Source organism: Anaerobacillus sp. ABR4_321 (genome assembly GCF_056158505.1).
Map to the genome: position 1 here is coordinate 2,801,782 of NZ_JBSWTK010000001.1, position 21,655 is coordinate 2,823,436.

Below are 21,655 nucleotides of genomic sequence, written 5' to 3' on the forward strand. Positions count from 1 at the left end.
TCTAATTATGTAAAAGCTCAACATGAGCTTTATGGATGTAATACTACCTTACCACATTTCCCTTCGAGCATTAATTCAAAGCCTTTCTCGAACTCTTCTAATGGAAAGTGATGAGTGATCATCGGTTCGACATCTACTTGTTCAGATTGTAACAAACCTGACACCTGACGCCATGTTTCAAACATCTTTCTCCCTGTAATCCCTTGAACGGTGATTCCTTTAAATACGATATCGTTTGTCACGTCGATTTCAACAGGGCGTACAGGTAAACTCAATATGGAAACACGCCCGCCGTTCGTAACCATCTTAAAGCCCTGGTTCATCGCGATCGGGTGTCCTGACATTTCACATACTACGTCGACTCCATGACCGTCAGTCAGCTCTTTTACTTTTTCAAGAGGATCTTCATGACGAGAGTTCACAACAGTCGTTGCGCCCATCTTCGCCGCAAGATCTAGTCTGTAGTTATTAAGGTCGAAGGCAATAACCTCTGAAGCACCGGCAGCCTTCGCTACGCCAACTGCCATAATACCGATCGGACCACAGCCGATGATCGCAACTGTTTTACCAGCAACATCACCTGCAAGAACAGTGTGTACCGCATTTCCCATCGGCTCCTGCACAGAAGCAACATCAAATGAAAGAGACTTAGGGTTCTTCCAAATATTTTGAGACGGTAGCGCCACATATTCTGCAAAGCAACCATTTGTATCTACACCGATGATCTTCGTATTCTCACAAATATGAAACTTGCCAGTTAAGCATTGCGGACACTGGTTACATACGATGTGCGTTTCAGCAGATACGTGATCGCCAACCTCTACATTTGTTACTCGCTCTCCCTTTTCAACGACTACCCCTGCAAATTCATGACCGAATACATACGGAGGATTCACGCGACTTTGAGACCACTCGTCCCAAGCATAAATATGTACGTCAGTTCCACAAATGGACGTCGCTTTCACCTGTATAAGAACTTCATTTTCATCTATTTGTGGAATATCGACTGTTTGCAACTGCGCTCCTTTAGCTCGCTCGTGCTTTACAATCGCTTTCATCTTTCCTTCCACGACAAACACCTCTCTTTTTTCCAACCTTCTCACATTACTGTTACCACAATCATAGTACCACTTTTCCTATTTATCGTAAAGGAAAAATGTCCACTCTGCGCGGACACCTATAGTTTTATTTCTGGACTTTATTATCTCTTTTATAAACCAATAAAATCCCTCGTTTTTCAACGAGGGACGACTTATCATTACATAAATTCTGCCATCAATTCAGTAAACTTGTCTTCAGATAGCGTCAGGTTTTGTTTGGACAGAGGTGATTCACTATAACCTGTCACTGATTCCTGATAGGATGGTTTCGTTGGGTTATGATAGATCAACCCTTTTACAAGACCATCATGCTCCATAAGGGTTTGCATCGCCAACATCCGATTCGTCGGATCGTAGCCTTCAATATCTTTTAAACTGATCAAGTTTTCTTTGAACCAATCATACGTGTTGATCTTATTGAATGTTACACAAGGGCTGAACACGTTGATCAATGAGAATCCCTTATGCTGAATACCTTGTTCGATAAGGGCAACTAAATCTTTTAGATCGGTTGAAAAGCTTTGTGCTACGAAGCCACAACCGCTCGATAGAGCTAATTCCATGATGGAGAGTGAGGATTCGATCGAACCTGACGGTGTACTCTTGGTTTTAAACCCTTCAGCACTCGTAGGAGACGTTTGACCCTTTGTCAGACCATAGATCTGGTTATCCATTACAATGTAGGTGATGTCAATATTGCGTCGCATCGCATGGATCGTGTGCCCCATTCCGATCGCAAACCCATCACCGTCCCCACCGGAAGCAATAACGGTAAGGTCTCTGTTTGCCATCTTAACACCTTGCGCAATAGGAAGGGAGCGACCGTGAATTCCGTGAAATCCGTAAGCGTTGATGTATCCACTGATTCTACCTGAACATCCAATTCCTGACACAACTGCTAAATCATCTGGTTCAAGACCAACGTTCGCAGACGCACGCTGTATAGCCGCCTGAACAGAAAAGTCTCCACAGCCAGGACACCAGTTTGGCTTCACCTGATTTCGAAAGTCTTTAAATGTTGCCATCAGTTAACAGCTCCTTGCATTGTTGATGAATATCACCTGGTAAGAATGGATTGCCATCATATTTTAGGAGACTTTCAATCTTATCAGCATATCCTACGTTCATCTTCACCAAGCTCGCCAGCTGACCCGTTGCGTTATGTTCGATGATCACAACCTTCTTAGCAGCTTCAAGCATCGGTCTCAGCTCATCCGCTGGAAATGGATGTACGAGTCGAATGTGTGCATGATTTACTTTGTACCCATCTTCTTCTAGTCGAGGGATCACCTCTTCGATCGACCCTCTCGTGGAGTTAAAGCCTACCAATAGCACATCAGGTTCTTTATGCTTCTCATCTTTATAGACAGGCGTGTCGAACGTTAGTCCTCTGACCTTACGAAGACGTTTTTCCATCTGATCTTTCCTGTTCTGAGGCACTTCAGAAGGTTTTCCTGTCTCGTCATGCTCAACACCTGTCACATGAAAGATTCCGTTCTTCGTACCTGGGATAACGCGGGGTGACACACCGTCTTCCGTCACTTCAAATCGCTTGAAATAGGACTTATCCTCTCTCTCAGGTAAATCATAGTCCGCCAGTTTCCCTCTTCGGATTTGAATTCTATGATAATCTAAAGGTTCCACCGTTTGTTTCCCAAGAGATAGTTGAAGGTCAGAAAGTAATATAACAGGACACTGGTACTCTTCAGCGAGATTGAACGCTTCTATTGAATCATAGAAAGCTTCCTCTACAGTACTTGGTGCGATTACAATCTTAGGGATTTCCCCATGCGTACCATAGATCATCGCAAGGAGATCTGACTGTTCCTGCTTTGTAGGAAGACCGGTACTAGGACCGCCACGCTGTGTATCGACGATGACGAGAGGTGTTTCTGTGATACCAGACAGTCCGATCGACTCCATCATCAGGGAGAGTCCAGGTCCAGCTGAAGCAGTTAGTGTCCTTACCCCTGCATAGTTTGAACCGATCGCCATTGTAGCGGCTGCGATCTCATCTTCTGTCTGAATAACCGTTCCGCCGAATTCAGGAAGCTTCTTGATTAAGTATTCCATGATCTCAGATGCTGGAGTGATCGGATAAGCAGCCATAAGCCTAGCGCCACCAGCGATCGCACCGAGCGCGATCGCATCGTTCCCAATCATGAACATGCGATTCTTCCCATCAGCTTTCTTAAGAGAAAGCGTCTTAAGGTTTGAGTCAGCTGTCTGTTTAAATGCTTCAGCCCCGCGCTGAATCGCTTCCATATTACTATTGACGACTTTTTCACCTTTTCTTCCAAAGATTTCATCGACAACTGCCTTATATGTCTCCGTATCGATCCCAAGAGCTGCGCTAGTTGCGCCGATCGCTACCATATTCTTCATGAGTGAGGTACCGAGCTCTGTTGCAATTTCCGTAAACGGAACAATCACGAGCGTTGCTTTGCAATCATCTGGTTTAACAGGCTTGAATTTTGCATCTGCGATGATGATTCCATCCCCATGTAATTCGTGGCCGTTAACATCGATCGTTTCCTGATCAAATGCGATGAGCATGTCCAAGTCATCTGAAACAGCGCGAACTTCCTTCGTGCTTACGCGTATCTTATTATTCGTATGTCCACCTTTAATACGGGAAGAAAAATGCCTATACCCGTACAAGTAATAACCCATACGATTAAGTGCTATCGCAAAAATTTCACCAGTGCTGTCGATACCTTCCCCCTGCTGTCCGCCAACTTTCCATGAAAGTTGTTCGATCATATTGCCCCACCCTTTCTAGTCTAGTGAGAGAATCACTTGCATATAGTACTAGTTCGAAATAGGAACGGTTTTCCCTGCTCTATCATATTTATATTGTTAATTTCTACCTTAAGAAGGGATTCGTTCTTGCAAGTTCCTCCATAAAAAGCCTTCCACTTCCTTATTCGAATATCGCATGCGTAATTCCTCTATCAACTTTGGGTAATCTCCATAACTTCTTAAGTCTCTAGGTACTTGGTCGATGCCATCAAAATCTGAACCAAGCGCAATATTAGCGATTCCACCGAGTGAAACAATATAGTCGATATGATCTAAAATATCTGCGATGCTCGCATTCCGATCGTTTCGAAGGAACTTCGGTACAAACGTTACGCCTATAACTGCATCTTTCTTAATGAGAGCCTTCAGCTGCTGATCATCAAGGTTTCTCGGATGCGTACATATTTTCTTTACGTTTGAATGAGAAGCGATAATAAGATCTGTTTCCTCTAACACATCCCAAAATGCCTGTATCGATAAATGGGACACATCTGTCCAAATACCATTTTCATTATGTAATCGTACGATACGCTTACCAAAATCAGTAAGCCCTCCACCCCGTGTTTCAAGAATCCCATCACAAGCGGCGTTTCCATAATTCCACGTCAGTCCAACTGAACGTACGCCAAGTCTAATGAGTATCTTTAACCTCGTAATCTCTCTACCAATCGCGTCACAGCCTTCTAAAGTAAGCATCGCGCCAATCTTACCAGGAGGTAGTCGTCTCGCTTCTTCCCTCGAATAAACAGCTACAACGTCATCGTATGGTCTTATGATACGATCATAAAAAATATCGACCATCTCGAGCGCACAATCAAACTTTGCAGCATCTGGTACGCTTTCTGGTATATAAATCGCAAACAGCTGCAAACCGGCTCCCGCACTTCTCATTTGCTGTAAGTTCGTATGAAGGTCTGCTCCATCGAGAAATGAGAGTGAAGGATCATTCCACATCTTACTTAGTACGTCACAATGTGCATCGTATATTTTCATAGATATCCTCCAATGCCTATGTATTTCTCTAATCCGTATAAAAAAACCTGTTTGTAAAAACAAACAGGTTATCTTAACGGAATCACTTATCGCGGTTCAACAATTAACTTGATAGCGGTTCGTTCCTCGCCATCAATTTGAATGTCGGTAAAAGCAGGGATACAAATGAGATCAACTCCGCTCGGTGCTACGAATCCTCTTGCAATTGCTACAGCTTTGACAGCTTGGTTAAGCGCTCCTGCTCCAATTGCTTGAATCTCAGCATTACCTCTCTCTCGCAGGACGCCAGCAAGTGCACCAGCTACAGAATTTGGATTGGATTTTGCTGAAACTTTTAAGATTTCCATTTTGAAAGCCCCTCCTTAATTTGAGCATCCATTACCACTCTAGACTATATTCCTTGCCATAAGCTTGTATTCCTGCTGATTCCGTTAATTTTTCAAGCTTTCAAACCTATTCGTAGAATGGATGATCCTCATTGATTGCGATTCGTTCGATAGCTTTAGCTGTACCAGTTTTTGGGTCAACTGTTAAAAAGACCCCACTAAGTTGTTCCCGACCTTTGGTTACTTCAAACCTTACGGGCATCGTTGTTAGGAATTTTTTAATAACCGCTTCTCGCTCCATTCCAAGGATACCATCATATGGTCCCGTCATCCCCGCGTCAGTCAAATAAGCTGTCCCTTGTGGCAAGATCCGTTCGTCTGCAGTTTGAACGTGAGTGTGCGTACCGATAACCGCAGAAACTCTTCCATCTAAATACCAGCCCATCGCTAGCTTCTCGCTTGTTGTTTCAGCGTGGAAATCCACAAAGATAACGGACGTACGCTTTCTCATTTCCTCTACAAGTTCATCCGCTTTAGTAAATGGATCATCGATTGCAGGAAGAAACGTTCTCCCCTGTAGGTTGATGACACCAACTTCCGTTCCATTTATATTAACGATCGTAGATCCATTTCCTGGTGTACCTTCAGGAAAGTTCGCTGGACGCACGAGCTTTGGCGCACGGTCGATGAACTCGAAGATTTCTCGATTATCCCACGTATGGTTTCCCATCGTGATCACTTGAGCTCCTGACTCTAAGAAATTACGGTAAATCTTCTCTGTAATTCCTCTTCCTCCTGCAGCGTTCTCACCGTTTACAATCGTAAAAGTCGGCTTGTACTTTCGTTTTAAACGAGGTAAATAGTGAGATACCATATCTCGCCCCGGCGATCCAACAACATCTCCAATAAATAATATCTTCATAATACAACTCCAATCTGTCTAGTCTTACTTAGTTTATCAAATGCTTCGCCGCTTTTTAAGCATTATAGAAATAAATAAAGCGATGCACGAGGCATCGCTTTATTATTTCGCATACTCTACTGCCCTAGTTTCACGAATGACCGTGACTTTAATGTGTCCTGGGTAGTCGAGTTCATTTTCGATTTTTTTGGTGATTTCTCTTGCGAGTCTGTAGGATGTTACATCGTCTACGATATCTGGCTTAACCATAATTCGAATCTCACGACCAGCCTGAATCGCAAATGACTTTTCAACACCGTCGAACGACTCAGAGATTTCTTCGAGTTTTTCAAGGCGTCGGATATACGTTTCGAGTGTCTCTCGACGTGCACCTGGACGAGCTGCGGAAAGTGCATCCGCTGCTGCAACAAGTGTCGCGATAACCGAAGTTGCTTCCGTATCACCGTGGTGTGATGCAATCGCATTGATGACGACCGGATGCTCTTTATACTTCGTTGCAAGCTCAACGCCAATCTCAACGTGACTTCCTTCAACTTCATGATCGATCGCTTTACCTAAATCATGTAAGAGACCTGCACGTCTAGCTAACTGTACATCTTCTCCAAGTTCAGCTGCCATCAGTCCAGTTAAATACGCAACTTCCATAGAATGCTTCAATACGTTCTGTCCGTAACTTGTACGGAATTTCAAACGACCAAGAATTTTGATCAGATCTGGATGTAGCCCATGTACCCCAATTTCGAACGTGGACTGCTCTCCTACTTCTCGAATGTATTCATCCACTTCCCTGCGAGATTTCTCGACCATTTCTTCAATTCTCGCTGGGTGAATTCTACCATCCTGTACGAGTTTGTCCAGAGCATTTCGTGCGATCTCTCTTCGAATCGGATCAAAACCGGAAAGAATAACTGCTTCCGGCGTGTCATCGATGATAAGATCGATCCCAGTCAGCGTCTCAAGAGTTCGAATGTTTCGGCCTTCACGACCAATGATTCGACCTTTCATCTCATCATTTGGCAGGTTAACAACGGATACCGTTGTTTCTGCTACGTGATCTGCTGCACAGCGCTGAATTGCAAGGGAAAGGACCTCTCTTGCTTTCTTATCAGCTTCTTCTTTCGCATTGTACTCACGCTCTTTTACCATTTGCGCAAGTTCATGTTCGAGTTCCTGCTCACTTTCACGCATGATGATCTGCTTCGCTTCTTCCCTAGTTAAACCGGAAATCCGCTGCAGTTCACGCTGTTGCTCTTGAAGCATCTCCTCCACTTTGCTTTCCATCTCTTCAATATGTCGTTGTTTTTTGGCGAGAGCGTCCTCTCTTCTTTCCAGGGAATCCTCTTTTTTGTCTAGAGTCTCACTTTTTCGATCAAGGACCTCTTCTTTTTGAACCAAACGATTCTCTTGTTTTTGTAACTCATTTCTGCGTTCACGAATTTCACGCTCTGCTTCAACACGAAGATTATGATTCTCATCCTTCGCTTCGAGCAAAGCTTCCTTCTTCATAGCTTCCGCATCGTTTTTACCTTCTCTGATAATCCGTTGCGCTTCTAATTCTGCACTGGAGATCTTCGCTTCAGCAATCGTTTTGCGAACAAGAAATCCAACAACTGCTCCGACGATTACAGAGACAAGCACAGTGGAGATGATGATAAATATATCCATCGAACTCACCTCCTCCTGCTATTAACTTGTTGGTTTGCTGTCATGTTAGTTCTTTGTACCACTTGCAAGATTTCAATCCAGCACATTTCATGTGTTAAAGTAAAGTTATAATTTTGCTAGAAAATTATAATTATACACTTAATATTGTAGCTTTCACCATTCAGGTTGTCAAGAGAGTGTCAGAAGGCGAAATTGCTTTAAATCCCTCTTTGTTACTCATTTTTTCTTGCCATTTAACAAGATAAGGTGATTCCTAGTATTGCCAACATTTCCTTATGCTAGACGATTTTTACTAGTTTTCATAGAAACATCATCTATGATATGCACCTTTATCTAATAAGAAAGAGCCGATCGAATTCGATCGGCTCAGTTTATTTTACTCATCTTCAAGAAGTGAATCTTGTCCAGCAGCTGTTTCGTCCACCTGCTTATCAGCATCTAAGTTATGATGCGCGCGTACGCGTGCATTGATTTCGTCTTGAATTGCAGGGTTTTCCTTCAAGAATTGCTTCGCATTCTCACGACCCTGTCCTAGACGTTCGCCTTCGAACGAGAACCATGCTCCGCTCTTCTGAACGATCTCAAGGTTAGAACCAATATCAAGGATTTCACCTTGCATAGAGATTCCTTCACCATACATGATGTCCACTTCAGCTTGCTTAAATGGAGGTGCTACTTTGTTCTTTACAACTTTGATACGGGTTTTGTTTCCGACCATATCATTTCCTTGCTTGAGCGTTTCTGCACGACGAACTTCAAGACGTACAGAAGAGTAGAATTTAAGTGCTCTTCCGCCAGGTGTTGTTTCAGGATTACCGAACATAACGCCTACTTTTTCACGAATCTGGTTGATAAAGATAGCGGTTGTTTTCGACTTGCTGATTGCTCCAGACAGCTTACGAAGCGCTTGAGACATCAAACGTGCTTGAAGACCAACGTGTGCATCTCCCATTTCCCCTTCGATTTCAGCTTTAGGAACTAGTGCTGCTACAGAGTCGACGACCACCATATCTACTGCTCCACTTCGCACAAGTGCTTCAGCGATTTCAAGCGCTTGCTCACCTGTATCCGGCTGTGAAAGCAATAGTTCATCTATATTAACGCCTAGCTTTTCTGCATATACCGGGTCAAGAGCGTGCTCTGCATCAATGAAAGCAGCCTGACCGCCACCGCGCTGAACTTCTGCGATCGCATGAAGTGCAACAGTCGTTTTACCTGAAGATTCAGGTCCGTAAACTTCGATAATACGACCTCTTGGATATCCACCTACACCAAGAGCAATATCTAGAGCAAGTGAACCACTGGATACTGTGGAAACACGCTGCTCAGCTTGTTCGCCAAGCTTCATGATCGATCCTTTACCGAATTGTTTTTCTATTTGTCTCAATGCCATATCTAAGGCAGCTTTGCGATCACTCACGAAAAATTCCTCCTCGTTATTAAACTATCACTATCATATCTCTTTTTGGACGATTTGCCAATAGAAAACCGAACATTTATTCGTCTTTTTTTATATCGACTTCTTCTACTTCGCCATCCTAGCTTACCATAGGTACTTTAAAAAGAAGAACGATCAGCTCTTGAGCTGATCGCCTGGCATTATACTCTGCTTTTTTGAGGTTTTGCAGGTTCAAGGTGGATTGATTTACCACTTACTCCGCCTGCGCGAAGTGCTTCATATACGAACGGTGCTACGTCTTCAGGTACTTCAAAGAAGGAGAATTTCTCGAAGATATCGATTCTCCCAACAGTTGAGGTGTTTACGCCAGCAAGTGTTGAAAGCTCTTCAAGAAGCTTTTTCGGATGCAGGTCAATATTTCTTCCGACGTTTAAGAAGAAACGAACCATGCCGTTTTGTCCGCCTGTTTCACCGAAGTTGTACTCAGAAGGCGTGGTGTTTTGTTTCTCTTCGATGGCATTCTCAAGAAGTGACTGAACGACGCTATGTGCATCGTATTTAGAAAGAAGCAGATCTGCAATCTCACTTGCAGTCGAATCTTGTTTGAGTGACTTCATCTGCTTTTCAACAGATTTTACGATATTCTCAAGGTCGACCGTTTCATCTTGGAGTGGTTCTGCTGATAGGTTCAACTTGATCTTTGATTCGATCGACTGTAGAAAACGCATATCTTTAGGTGTGACTAACGTTAATGCAACACCTTTGTTTCCAGCTCGACCCGTACGCCCTATTCTGTGAACATAGCGCTCAGGATCTTCTGGAATATCGTAGTTGATCACGTGGCTAACGTGCGCTACGTCGATACCACGAGCTGCGATATCTGTCGCAACTAAAAAGTTAAGCTGCGAACGTCTAAACTGCTTCATAACACGTGTACGCTGTTGCTGTGTTAGGTCTCCGTGCAGCTCCTCTGCACGATAACCGCGTTTTTTAAGAGACTCAGTCAGCTGAGAAGCGCCCTTTTTTGTTTTTGTGAAAATGATACCGAGACGAACCTGTTCATTTTCAATAACACGACAGAGCGTATCGAATTTCTCACTATCGAACGTTCGATAATAGACTTGCTCAACCGTATCTGCAGTCACATCACCTTTTGAAACGGAAATCGTAAGCGGATCCTTCAAGTACTTTCCTGAAAGCTTACGGATCGGTGCTGGGATCGTAGCTGAAAACAGTAAAGACTGACGTTTGTCTGGTAGTTGCTTAAGAATCAATTCGATGTCGTCGATAAAGCCCATATCCAACATTTCATCGGCTTCATCGAGGATTGCTGTGTGAACGTGGTCCGTTCGTAGCGTCTTTCGTTTCAAGTGGTCAAGCATACGCCCCGGTGTACCTACAACGATATTGACACCTTTTTTTAGAGCTCGGATTTGATGGTAGATCGGTTCTCCACCGTATACAGCCAGAACATTTAACCCTTTGTAACGAGAAATCTTCTGAAGTTCAAGCGCAACTTGAATTGCGAGCTCTCTTGTTGGAGTTAAAATGATCGCTTCCGGTCCGCCTCGCTTCGATACTTTCTCAACGAGAGGGATACCGAACGCAGCGGTCTTACCAGTTCCTGTTTGAGCCTGGCCAATCATGTCTCTACCTTCTAAAATAGGTTCAAGAGCCTTTTCCTGTATAGGAGTAGCCTCCTTGAATCCCATTTCTAGAACCGCTTTTCTTACTTCTGGTGATAAATCAAAGTCTTCAAAATTCTTCATACGTCCGTAATTCACCTTTCTAGCTTCAATAATGTATTAAATCCATATTTTACTGTTCGTTTTCGGATAGCATCTCGATTACCAGCAAGCTTTAAGCAAATGACTTCCTCACCTCGAGGAGATGCCATTCCAATAAAAACAGTGCCGGCTTCCTTTCCTTCAATTGAGTCAGGTCCGGCCACGCCGGTGAAACTAATGCCGATGTCTGTGTTATACGTATTCTTGATACTTCTCGCAAGTTCGATCGCACATTCTTCACTTACAGCGCCTTGAGAAGAAAGCGTTTCAGCTGAGACGCCCACCTTCTGTTTTACTTCGTTAGAGTAACACACAATTCCCCCATAAAAAAGCGATGAAGCTCCGGAAATACTCGTAAGCTCCTGACTGAACATACCTCCAGTGAGGCTTTCTGCAACAGCGATCGTCCAGTTTTGCTTTTGTAATAGAGAGAATGCTTCCAACGAAAGAGAGGTTTGGTCGTACCCATAAAAATACTTGCCAACTCTCTTTTGGATTTCTTTCTCTGTCTTTTCGATCAGCTTACTCGCTTCTTCTTCAGAGGCAGCTCTTGCTGTAAGTCTTAACGTTACTTCCCAATCACCAGCTAACGGGGCGATCGTCGGATTCGTCTGTTGATCGATTAAATCTTCGAGCTCAGTCTCTAGGCTGGATTCGCCGATACCAAAGAAACGTAGGACGCGAGAAATAATTCTCTCCTCCTGCTTCATTTCCTTCAACAAAAATGGTTCAGCGTAACTTGTAAACATCGGATAAAGTTCTTTTGGCGGTCCTGGGAACAGCATATATGTACACTCATTATTCGAGAATGCCATTCCAGGTGCCATCCCATTATCATTTGGAAGAACAGTAGACCCTTCGATGACTAGAGCCTGCTTACGGTTATTCTCTGACATGGTGAGACCAGTCTTCTTATAGTATGCTTCGATGTTATCCATTGCTTCCTGGTTGTAAACGAGCTGTTTTGAAAGAGCTTTCGCGATGGTTTCTTTCGTGAGGTCGTCTTTCGTAGGACCTAGCCCTCCAGTGAATATCAATAAATCTGAGCGGCCCTCAGCAACTTCGATCGCCTGTTTGAGACGAGTGCTGTTATCGCCGACAGCAGTGTGGTAAAACACATTTATCCCAAGGTCCGCAAGACGCCTCGAAATAAACTGAGCATTCGTGTTAGCGATTTGTCCTAATAATAATTCTGAGCCAATTCCAATAATCTCTGCATTCATAAGCTAACGCTCCTCCTCAAAACTTAAGCATAGTTCCTTTATATGTTGCGGGAGACAAAAAGGAACAGAAGAGTCTGTTCCTTTTTTGACATCAACGAGACTTTAGTAGAATCTCTTTGTTCTTATTAAAATAATCCCATCCTGAATAAACTGTGATGATTAACGCAGCCCATAAGGATATTGTTGCAAAAGGAAATCCTATCGCTTCAAAAGGGATGTTATTGATAAGTAGGGCTGAGATCGCTACGATTTGAATCCAGGTTTTGAGCTTACCGAGATTACTCGCAGCCAGAACCTCACCTTCAGATGCCGCAACGAGTCGAAGTCCTGTTACTGCAAATTCACGGCTCAAGATGAATACTACGATCCAAGCAGGAGCTGATCCGAGCTCTACTAATGAAACGAAAGCAGATGTAACAAGTAACTTGTCAGCTAGCGGGTCAAGAAACTTCCCAAGATTCGTCACGAGATTATGCTTCCTCGCAATGTAACCATCCACCCAGTCCGTTACAGAAGCCACAATAAAAATAATGGCAGCAATAAGCTGAGAATTTGAAATAAGTGTACCTGCAATTTCAGTTTCCCCTAATGGAAGTGGCGCTAATAAAAATAAAAGAAAAACAGGGATTAGAAATATTCGAGATACTGTAATTTTGTTAGGCAAGTTCACGTGTGTTCCTCCTAGAGATCATTTAGCAAAATCGTTTTCTATTTTATCATTGTTCCCTCAGACCAGAAAGGAAAACATATCCAGATCGGTTTTAAAAGAAGCAGGGGCCATCTCAAATAAGATGACCCCCAAGCTGCTACTCTGCTTTTTTGTAATTAAAGGTAACATTCTGGACTACTGGTTCGTTAGGGATATCGATCTTCTCACCGTTTACAAGAACGGTAATGTTTGGCGAACTGCCGATTCGTAAGGAAGCAGAAGCTACATTCGTTAAATCATGAGTGACCTTTTTATCCTTCTTGAGGCTTTCGTAGATATATTTCTTATTATCTCCACCGATTAAGGCAACCCAGCTACTTCCTTTTGCTTCAACGGTAATCTCAAACTTTTCGGCATTTGTAATTTCATATGTTGAACTAGATGCATTGCCTTCTGTTTTATTGATTTCCATTGCAGGAGCTGGCTCCTCTTCTGGCTCTTCATTTACTTCAGAATCTTTTTCATCTTCGGCTGAAGGCTCTTCGTCAGCTGCTGGCTCTTCTTTCGAGTCATCCTTTGGCTCGTCTTTCACTTCATCAGATGCAGGAGCATTTCCACTATTTTCGTCGCTCGACACCTGTTCTTCTGTTTGGTTCGACGCACCGTTTTGACTTGTTGTCGCATCGTTTCCTTGAACAACAAACCATATGATACAGGCTACCCCAATGATCAATAAGATAACTAGAACGGAAGGAAATACGGATGACCACCTGTTTGGCTTACTTGGAACGGTCGGTCTCGTACGCCTAGGGGGAAGATTTTCTGGTACATCTGAGTTTGATTTTGGTATTTCTGAGGCATACTCCTCCAGCAGTTCTTCACCGTGAAGGCCAACTGCTTCCGCATAGTTTTTAATGAAAGCACGCGTATAAAAATTACCTGGAAGCAGTTCGTAGTTCCCTTCTTCTATCGCAAGAAGATAACGTTTTTGGATTTTTGTTATGGATTGAATTTCATCGAGTGATAAATCTTTATCGTTTCGAGCACTCTTCAATCGTTGACCTAGCTCTGTCAATGGAAAACACCTACCAATTAATTAAAGTCAAAACCACCTGAAAATCCAGAAGCTTGATTTTCGATAACTTGATATGTAATCTCTTGCTCCGGATCATCACGTAATTCAATTATATAATCAAAATCATTCATCGTATACTCTGTTTCTCTAACAAAAATATCTGGATGCTCTACAACTTTTGTTGCAGGTAACCTCATCATATCACGTAGCAATTGCCAATGCTTTTCAGAAGATCTTTTCGCAGAAACAATTCCGTCGATAATAAAAATATGATCACTATTCATTTCATCATCAGCGATTTGCTGGCGAACCGTTTGCTTTAACATCGTAGACGAAAGGAAAACCCATCTTCTATTCGCACAAACGCTTGATGCTACGATCGATTCTGTTTTTCCAACTCGCGGCATACCTCTGATTCCAACGAGCTTATGGCCATCCTGCTTAAAGATTTCCGCAAGAAAATCAACGAGTAATCCTAACTCATCTCGAATAAATCGAAACGTCTTTTTATCATCTGCATCACGCTGTATGTATCGGCCATGACGGACAGCGAGTCGATCACGAAGCTTTGGCTCCCTTAGCTTGGTTACTGTAATGTTGTCCATCGTGTTCAAAATCGATTCTAAACGCTCGATCTGTTCAATTTGTTCAACGAGTAATAGCATCCCTCTTCGCTGATTATCAACACCATTGATCGTGATGATATTAATCCCGAGCATACCTAATAATGATGCGATGTCACCGAGAAGACCCGGTCTATTTTTGTGTATTTCGTATTCCAAGTACCATTCCTTCTTCTCCATATAGCAACTCCTTACACCTACACATTTTCCCATGTTTATTTAATCATAAATGATTTTAGGTAAGGTTAAAAGAGATGATTCAGTATTTTGTTTACTTTTCTTGTCTGCATTGGTAAATAAATAAAAAAAGAAGGGTGATAGCACCCCTCTCGCACTTGTTATTTATTTTGACCTTGAACAAGTTTCACCATCATGTTGGCAATCGCATGCTGTTCTTCTTCATCAGCAACATGCCATAGATCAGCTAGTAACTGTTCTTCTTCATTCTTCGCTTTAACGCCATCAGCTAAATAACCGCCGATTTGATATGCAACGTCAGAGATTACTTCTTGAGAAAGTCCCTGCTGCTCCCCTTGAGATAGGCGGTCATGCAGAAAGCCCTTCCAGCTATCAAAGTTATCGAGTACAGACATCTTTGTCCCTCCTTTATTAGGTCATCACCTATATGTTGTCTAGAAGAGATTCCAATTATGCACCGATCTTTTTAAATCCAAGCTCCATCAACAGAAATAATTTGTCCACTTATATATGAAGAGTTCGTGGAATCTAGAAACGTTATAACGCCTGCGACTTCTTCAGGTGTACCCGCTCGACCTAAAGGAATCTCATCGATCAAATTCTGTTCATCCTCACTCGATAAGGAATCGTTCATATTTGTAGAAATGTACCCGGGAGCGACTGCATTCACCCGAATTCCGCTTGGTCCAAGCTCTTTCGCAAAACTTTTCACAAAGGCATTCAATCCACCTTTTACAGTGGAATAGACCACTTCACAAGATGCACCTGTTGCCCCCCATACAGATGATACAACGATGATACTTCCACTTTTTTGTTGAACCATCGACGATGAGTAATGTTTCGCAAGCTTGACAGAAGACGTTAACTGCAGCGTGATCATGTGATCGATGTCTTTATCATTCATATCTGTTAAGAGTCCAATAAAGCTTGATCCGGCATTTAAGATCAGCGTATCGACTTTCTCAGCAATTCGATAGACGTGATCTAGTTCAGCATTGTTAGATAAATCTGCACGCACAGGAATGATATCTGCATTCGGATATTCAGCTATCATCTCCTTAATCCTTCTTTCGTTCGAATGATAATGAGCATAAACGCGGTAGCCCCTCTGTATATACTCCTTCATCGTCGCTCGCCCGATCCCCCCGCTTGCTCCAGTAATCAAAACGTTCTTCATCACTACTCTCCCTTTCTACGCTAAAAAAAGCACCGCGCGGGTGCTTTTTTTACTTTGGAACTACTTGACATTCCGTAAATGAATCTTCTCTGAAATGATTTTTAACGGCAGCTTCTACATCTTTTGCAGTCAATTCTTCAAGTACCGGAACAACTTCAAAAAGATCCATGTCGTTGAAGCGGTAACGTGTGAACTGATTTGCGATAAATTCTGGTGAGTTCAGAGCTCTTAAAAAGCTTCCGATCTTTTTCTTTCGTATACGCTCAAGCTGGCTCTCATCGATCGGATTTTTGGAAAAGTCTTGAACCATCTTATACAATCGATCCGCAAGTTCATCTGGAGAACTCGTGTTGCTTCCCATCACTGAGAAACCAAACTTTTCTTCTTCTGTAAAATCATAAGAAAAGCTTTGGTCGATCAGTCCTTCATTATACAATGCTTCATAATTCTCAGAGCTTTGACCAAACATCAAATCGAGGGCGAGATTGATCGAAAGCTCATGCTTTAGAAGTTCTCTCCCTTGACGACCAGGATTAGGTTCCTTAAATCCTACGAGGCACTTCGCCACTTGAACGGACATCGGCAGTACCTTCTTCTTCTCTGCCACGCTCTCTGGCTCATTATCAAAGAAACGCTCGATCGGTGGTTGATCTTTGTATGATTTTGAAGCTTGATTGCTTTCCACAAACGTCATGATCTCTTCAGGATCAACATTTCCAACGACAAAGAGCAGCATGTTGGAAGGATGGTAGAACGTCTCGTAACACGTATAAAGGGACTCTTTTGTAATCTTAGCGATCGAGTCAATCGTACCTGCAATATCGATTTTTACAGGATGCTTATGGAACATGTTTTCAATCACACCAAAGTACGCACGCCAATCGGAGTTATCGTTGTACATTTCGATCTCTTGCCCGATGATGCCTTTTTCCTTCTCTACACTTTTGTCGCTGAAATAAGGAGCCTGAACGAAATCGACAAGCGTTTCAAGATTTTGCATAACATTTTGTGTTGTTGAGAAAAGGTAAGCTGTTCTCGTAAACGACGTAAACGCATTTGAGGATGCACCTTGTTTACTGAAATCTTGAAAAACATCACGATCTTCTTTTTCAAATAGTTTATGCTCAAGAAAATGAGCGATCCCATCTGGAACTTTTACATCTTCAGAACCATTTAATGGAACGAAATGGTTATCGACGGAACCGTATTTCGTCGTAAATGTGGCATATGTTTTGTTAAACCCTTTCTTAGGGAGTACATACACATCAAGGCCGTTATCCATCGTTTGATGGTAAAGCGTTTCCTGAAGCTGATTAAATGGAATAGTTCTCATCCTTATGCCTCCTCCCCTTTTAAGAAATAAACGGTGTCGAGCTTCACTTGAGCTGCTACCTTTTTAATATCTTCTTCAGTGACCGCATCGATTCCGTCCAGCCAATCTTCTAGCGATCGAAGCTTCTGAGAAACAACACCATGATAAAGGAGTTCTACCATTCCTTTTGCGTCGTCTACCGTTTCCAGGAGCTGATTTCGAATCATTGTTTTCGTTTGCTTCATCTCACCATCGTTAAAATCGCCATTCTGCATCGCAGTTAACTGTTCTTTGATGATGTCGACTGTTTTATTATAGTTCTTAAACTCGATACCAGACATGACGATGATCAAACCTTTATGACTTTCATATCTTGATGCCGCATAGTAAGCAAGACTCTCTTTTTCCCGAACGTTTCTAAAGAGTTTTGAGTGTGAAAAGCCTCCGAACATTCCGTTAAACACCTGAAGCGCATAATAAGCATCATCCGCGTAGCTAATTCCAGAACGAAAGCCCATATGAAGCTTACCTTGTTTAATCTCCTGCTCTTCTTTCACTTCTTTTTCTTCCACTTCTAACGACGCTTTTTCAGTAATGTCCGTAGAAGCTTGCGTTCTTTCTTTAAAAGGAAATAGATCCGTTACTAAATCCTTGATCGAAATTTCGTCTAAATCTCCTACGATATAGAGGTCGACTTCGTCTTCGTTACAAACTTTTTCGTAATACTCGAATAAGTTGTTCGCATCGATGCCATCGATTTGGTCTTTTACTCCATACACATGCAGGCCAAAAGCCTCATTCGGGAACATTTCCTCCGTTAGTCTCATATTGGAATATCTCATCTTATCATCGTAAATCGATTGAATACGCTGCTTAAGTGTGCGTTTTTCTTTATCAACGATTGAAGAATCAAAAGCCCCATCGACTTTCTTAGGGTTCATCACCACTTCTGCAAACAAACCAAGCGCTTTCTCTAGAAGTGGTTTATCCTCTGATAGGAACTTCTCATTGGCAAAATCCATTCTAAACGTCATGATATGAAAGTCGCCTTTCTTCGCTAAATCCACACCTAACGTCGCACCATAAAGCTTTTCAAGCTCCGTACGAAGAGCCTTCGATGATGGATAATTTTCTGTTCCACTTTGAAGCACATATGGCAGAAGCGCACGCTTCGTCACAGTATCTTCGGTTAACCGAGACTTAAACTGCATGACCACAGTGGTCGTCTTATACTTCTCAGTCTGAATCTTATGTAGCGTTAAACCGCCGCATGAGCTCTTCTCATGAGGGATAATTGCCATACAACTCACTCCTTTTCATCTCTCCATCGTTTTCCAACACAGGAAACCAATTCTTATTCCCTTTATACCATAGTATGTGTCAATGTGTAAGTAATTAACACTTGAAAAGCGAAGGTGGGCGTTTAGAAACGGAGATATTGGAGCTCTTGAACTGGAACACGCTTTTTGTGTTCTAGTGAAAGAGCGAAATATCGCAGTTTCTGCCCACCGCAACTGGACACTAAAAGCGGAAGTAGCCGTTTAGGTCCGACAAGCGCTGGAGCATTTCAATATGAACACGGTTTTTGTGTTCGGATTGAAATGTGAAGCGATCGAGGACCTGGTCAATGCAGCTGGACACACGAAAAGCGAAGACGAGCGTTTAGAAACGAAGATATTGGAGCTCTTGAAATAGAACACGCTTTTTGTGTTCTGTTGAAAGAGTGAAATATCGTAGTTTCTGCGAGTCGCAGCTGGACATTAAAAGCGGAAGTGACCGTTTAGAAACGGAGATATTGGAGCTCTTGAACTGGAACACGCTTTTTGTGTCCAAGTGAAAGAGCGAAATATCGCAGTTTCTGCCCACCGCAGCTGGACATTAAAAGCGGAAGTGACCGTTTAGGTCCGACAAGCGCTGGAGCATTTCAATATGAACACGGTTTTTGTGTTCGGATTGAAATGTGAAGCGATCGAGGACCTGGTCACTGCAGCTGGACACACGAAAAGCGGAGACGATCGTTTAGAAACGAAGATATTGGAGCTCTTGAAATAGAACACGCTTTTTGTGTTCAAGTGAAAGAGCGAAATATCGCAGTTTCTGCCACCGCAGCTAGACATTAAAAGCGGAAGTGACCGTTTAGATTCGAAAACCTCTGTTAACCTTTAAAAAGAAGCACATTTTGGTACTCAAAATGCTCAAATCCACTCCTACTGAACACGTTATTGTCCAAATTCTTCTTTTATTATCTAAAATCTATTTTTATTGTCCAAAATCGCGTTTTATTAGCCAAAATCATTTTTTATTGTCTAAACTAATATTTCTAATCAGTTTACTAGCTGCCAAACAAAAAGAACCCTCCACAAATGTAGAGGGTTCTTACTTTCACCTAACGTTTTCCTTTTTCATAAGGTTGACCGATTGCTTTTGGTGCATCTGCTCGTCCAACGAGTCCTGCTAGTGCGAGGATTGTTAAGACATACGGTGAGATGAGGAGGTAAACTTCAGGAATTTCTTTTAGCCCAGGAATTTGTTGTCCTGTAATACTCAGTGACTGAGCTAGTCCGAAGAATAAAGCTGCTCCCATTGCACCAAGGGGATGCCACTTACCGAATATCATCGCTGCAAGTGCCATGAACCCTTGGCCAGAAATCGTTGCGTGACTGAAATTACCTGCGATGGATGTTGCATAAACAGCTCCACCTAGCCCCGCAAACCCACCACTTAGCATTACGGCAACATAGCGCATTTTTGTTACGTTGATTCCCATCGTGTCTGCAGCCATCGGATGTTCCCCAACCGAACGTAAGCGTAAACCGAACGGCGTCTTATAGATCACCCACCAAACGAGAACTGCAAGAGCAATCGCGATGTAAGAAGTATAGTAAGCATTTGAGAAAAATAGTGGTCCGATAAAAGGAATATCACTTAAGAATGGTACATTCGTTTTATAGATACGTTCTTGAATAATTGGCGTCTGACCTGCATCAAAGATCTTCTTCACTAAAAAGATCGCAAGTCCTGCTGCTAGAAAGTTTAGTGCTACACCACTTACGACTTGGTCCGCTCGTAACGAAATACTTGCAACCGCATGGATTAGTGAGAACAGCGCTCCGATAATGATTGCGACGATTAGTGAGAACCAAGGTGAAGCTGCACCCATTCCCCACTGTTCCCCTAAGTATGTGAATAATGCTCCTGTAAATGCCCCCATTAGCATTAAGCCTTCCAGACCGATGTTAACAACACCTGACCGTTCACTGAATACACCACCTAATGCGGTGAAGATCAGGGGAGCGGCTGAAAAGATAGCTGCAGGGATGACGATTTGTAGAATCTGCATCATATCCATTTAAATTTTCCCCCTTTTGTTCACCCTATTGCTGATCCAGTGAATGAGATAGCTTGATGCAACAAAGAAAATAATCATGGCTATAACAATTTCAACGAGCTGAGTTGGCACTTGTGCCACAGACTGCATGTTCAAAGCACCGATTTTCAATCCTCCGAACAAAGCAGCAGCTAACACTACACCTAGTGCACTATTGGCACCGAGCAATGAAACTGCGATCCCATCGAAACCTACTCCAGTAAAGGCTGGCATGATCGTCATATAACCATATGTTCCAAGTCCCTCCATCGCACCTGCAGCTCCTGCAAATGCACCTGAAACGACCATGGAAAGGATGATGTTACGACGCACGTTAATACCGGCATATTCTGATGCATACTTATTGAATCCTACAGCTCTAAGCTCGTAGCCTGTAGAGGTTTTCCATAGTAAGAACCACATGATGATCGCACCAATAATCGCGACAATAATGCCATAATGTAGTCGTGAGAAGTCCGTGACACTTTCAAGAAATGCTGATTGAAGTGACGCAGATTGATGAATTTCTTCTGTTCTTTCGCCAGGTGCTAGAAGATAAGTACGAATGATGGCATTGACTACGTGAAGCGCAACATAGTTCATCATAATCGTTGTGATTACTTCATGAACGTGATATTTTGCTTTTAATAAACCAGGCACAAATGCCCAGATTGCACCAGCCACTCCAGCTGCCAAAATCGCTAGCGGAATGTGAACGAATGGACTTAACCCTTCAAATTGAAGGCCAACGTACACGGATGCTAACCATCCTACTAAAAGCTGCCCTTCAACACCGATGTTGAAAAGTCCGGTACGAAAAGCAAACGCAACTGCAATACCTGAAAGGATAAGGGGCGTCATTTGACGAATCGTTTCCCCAAGAACATACGTATTTGAAAAGATTCCGTTAAAAAGGGCAGCATATGCTACGAAAGGGTTGTAACCGCTCACTAGCATAATGATTCCGCCGACGAATAAACCGAGCATTACCGATAGAAGCGGGACTGTTATTGCTGACCATTTCCCATTAAGTATTT

The 21,655-nt window shown here is 42.8% G+C and carries 21 protein-coding genes; 2 read left to right on the forward strand and 19 right to left on the reverse strand.

The annotated features are described in order from the left end of the window. Nucleotides 1–29: 29 nt before the first annotated feature. The 17 genes from tdh to yfmF all read right to left on the reverse strand — a co-directional run bounded on the left by tdh (nt 30) and on the right by yfmF (nt 18,552). Complete coding sequence (gene tdh / locus ACXADT_RS14600; protein ID WP_270181909.1) at nt 30–1,070, reverse strand: L-threonine 3-dehydrogenase; 1,041 nt, start codon at nt 1,068–1,070, stop codon at nt 30–32. A gap of 188 nt (nt 1,071–1,258) precedes the next feature. Next, complete coding sequence (locus ACXADT_RS14605) at nt 1,259–2,125, reverse strand: 2-oxoacid:ferredoxin oxidoreductase subunit beta (protein ID WP_270181908.1); 867 nt, start codon at nt 2,123–2,125, stop codon at nt 1,259–1,261. Beyond that, complete coding sequence (locus ACXADT_RS14610) at nt 2,112–3,863, reverse strand: 2-oxoacid:acceptor oxidoreductase subunit alpha (RefSeq protein WP_270181907.1); 1,752 nt, start codon at nt 3,861–3,863, stop codon at nt 2,112–2,114. Before ACXADT_RS14610 ends, ACXADT_RS14605 begins: the two co-directional genes overlap by 14 nt. 108 nt (nt 3,864–3,971) lie before the next feature. Continuing rightward, nucleotides 3,972–4,895, reverse strand: coding sequence for a dipeptidase (locus ACXADT_RS14615; protein WP_474831742.1), 924 nt, complete (start codon nt 4,893–4,895; stop codon nt 3,972–3,974). A gap of 86 nt (nt 4,896–4,981) precedes the next feature. Then, nucleotides 4,982–5,242 (reverse strand): stage V sporulation protein SpoVS, encoded by a 261-nt coding sequence (gene spoVS / locus ACXADT_RS14620; RefSeq protein WP_066231967.1) that lies wholly within the window; start codon nt 5,240–5,242, stop codon nt 4,982–4,984. 106 nt (nt 5,243–5,348) lie between these two features. Next, the gene (locus ACXADT_RS14625) at nt 5,349–6,143 is read right to left on the reverse strand and encodes a TIGR00282 family metallophosphoesterase (RefSeq protein ID WP_270181905.1); all 795 of its coding nucleotides are present in this window, start codon (nt 6,141–6,143) and stop codon (nt 5,349–5,351) included. A gap of 102 nt (nt 6,144–6,245) precedes the next feature. Beyond that, nucleotides 6,246–7,808 (reverse strand): ribonuclease Y, encoded by a 1,563-nt coding sequence (gene rny / locus ACXADT_RS14630; RefSeq protein ID WP_270181904.1) that lies wholly within the window; start codon nt 7,806–7,808, stop codon nt 6,246–6,248. A gap of 376 nt (nt 7,809–8,184) precedes the next feature. Next, a complete protein-coding gene (gene recA, locus ACXADT_RS14635; protein ID WP_270181903.1) occupies nt 8,185–9,228 on the reverse strand; it encodes a recombinase RecA in 1,044 nt (347 codons plus the stop codon). Nucleotides 9,229–9,407: 179 nt separating this feature from the next. Next, nucleotides 9,408–10,976 carry a DEAD/DEAH box helicase gene (locus tag ACXADT_RS14640; RefSeq protein ID WP_270181902.1) on the reverse strand — a complete coding sequence of 523 codons (1,569 nt, stop codon included), beginning with the start codon at nt 10,974–10,976 and terminating at the stop codon, nt 9,408–9,410. An 11-nt stretch (nt 10,977–10,987) separates the two neighbouring features. Then, a complete protein-coding gene (locus ACXADT_RS14645) occupies nt 10,988–12,217 on the reverse strand; it encodes a competence/damage-inducible protein A (protein WP_270181901.1) in 1,230 nt (409 codons plus the stop codon). A 91-nt stretch (nt 12,218–12,308) separates the two neighbouring features. Next, nucleotides 12,309–12,887: a CDP-diacylglycerol--glycerol-3-phosphate 3-phosphatidyltransferase gene (gene pgsA / locus ACXADT_RS14650; RefSeq protein WP_270181900.1), complete on the reverse strand. Its 579-nt coding sequence runs from the start codon at nt 12,885–12,887 to the stop codon at nt 12,309–12,311. Between the two features lie 136 nt (nt 12,888–13,023). Then, on the reverse strand, nt 13,024–13,941 hold the full coding sequence (locus ACXADT_RS14655; RefSeq protein ID WP_474812067.1) for a helix-turn-helix domain-containing protein: 918 nt from the start codon (nt 13,939–13,941) through the stop codon (nt 13,024–13,026). 17 nt (nt 13,942–13,958) lie between these two features. Next, nucleotides 13,959–14,744 (reverse strand): DUF3388 domain-containing protein, encoded by a 786-nt coding sequence (locus ACXADT_RS14660; RefSeq protein ID WP_474831743.1) that lies wholly within the window; start codon nt 14,742–14,744, stop codon nt 13,959–13,961. Nucleotides 14,745–14,902: 158 nt separating this feature from the next. Further along, nucleotides 14,903–15,157 carry a DUF3243 domain-containing protein gene (locus ACXADT_RS14665; protein WP_224882202.1) on the reverse strand — a complete coding sequence of 85 codons (255 nt, stop codon included), beginning with the start codon at nt 15,155–15,157 and terminating at the stop codon, nt 14,903–14,905. Nucleotides 15,158–15,228: 71 nt separating this feature from the next. Next, on the reverse strand, nt 15,229–15,939 hold the full coding sequence (ymfI, locus tag ACXADT_RS14670) for an elongation factor P 5-aminopentanone reductase (RefSeq protein ID WP_270181897.1): 711 nt from the start codon (nt 15,937–15,939) through the stop codon (nt 15,229–15,231). Between the two features lie 49 nt (nt 15,940–15,988). Beyond that, entirely contained in the window at nt 15,989–17,272 is a 1,284-nt protein-coding gene (gene yfmH, locus ACXADT_RS14675; protein WP_474831745.1) for an EF-P 5-aminopentanol modification-associated protein YfmH, read from the reverse strand. Nucleotides 17,273–17,274: 2 nt separating this feature from the next. Continuing rightward, complete coding sequence (gene yfmF, locus ACXADT_RS14680; RefSeq protein ID WP_270181895.1) at nt 17,275–18,552, reverse strand: EF-P 5-aminopentanol modification-associated protein YfmF; 1,278 nt, start codon at nt 18,550–18,552, stop codon at nt 17,275–17,277. 271 nt (nt 18,553–18,823) lie between these two features. On the opposite strand from yfmF, the gene ACXADT_RS14685 reads away from it, so the two are divergent. After that, nucleotides 18,824–18,946 carry a hypothetical protein gene (locus ACXADT_RS14685; protein WP_474831746.1) on the forward strand — a complete coding sequence of 41 codons (123 nt, stop codon included), beginning with the start codon at nt 18,824–18,826 and terminating at the stop codon, nt 18,944–18,946. Between the two features lie 234 nt (nt 18,947–19,180). Beyond that, a complete protein-coding gene (locus ACXADT_RS14690; RefSeq protein WP_474831748.1) occupies nt 19,181–19,303 on the forward strand; it encodes a hypothetical protein in 123 nt (40 codons plus the stop codon). A gap of 334 nt (nt 19,304–19,637) precedes the next feature. On the opposite strand, the gene ACXADT_RS14695 is transcribed toward ACXADT_RS14690, so the two are convergent. Both ACXADT_RS14695 and ACXADT_RS14700 read right to left on the reverse strand, forming a co-directional pair. Continuing rightward, entirely contained in the window at nt 19,638–20,600 is a 963-nt protein-coding gene (locus ACXADT_RS14695; protein WP_270181892.1) for an ABC transporter permease, read from the reverse strand. Beyond that, entirely contained in the window at nt 20,601–21,653 is a 1,053-nt protein-coding gene (locus tag ACXADT_RS14700) for an ABC transporter permease (RefSeq protein ID WP_270182067.1), read from the reverse strand. Nucleotides 21,654–21,655 lie beyond the last annotated feature (2 nt).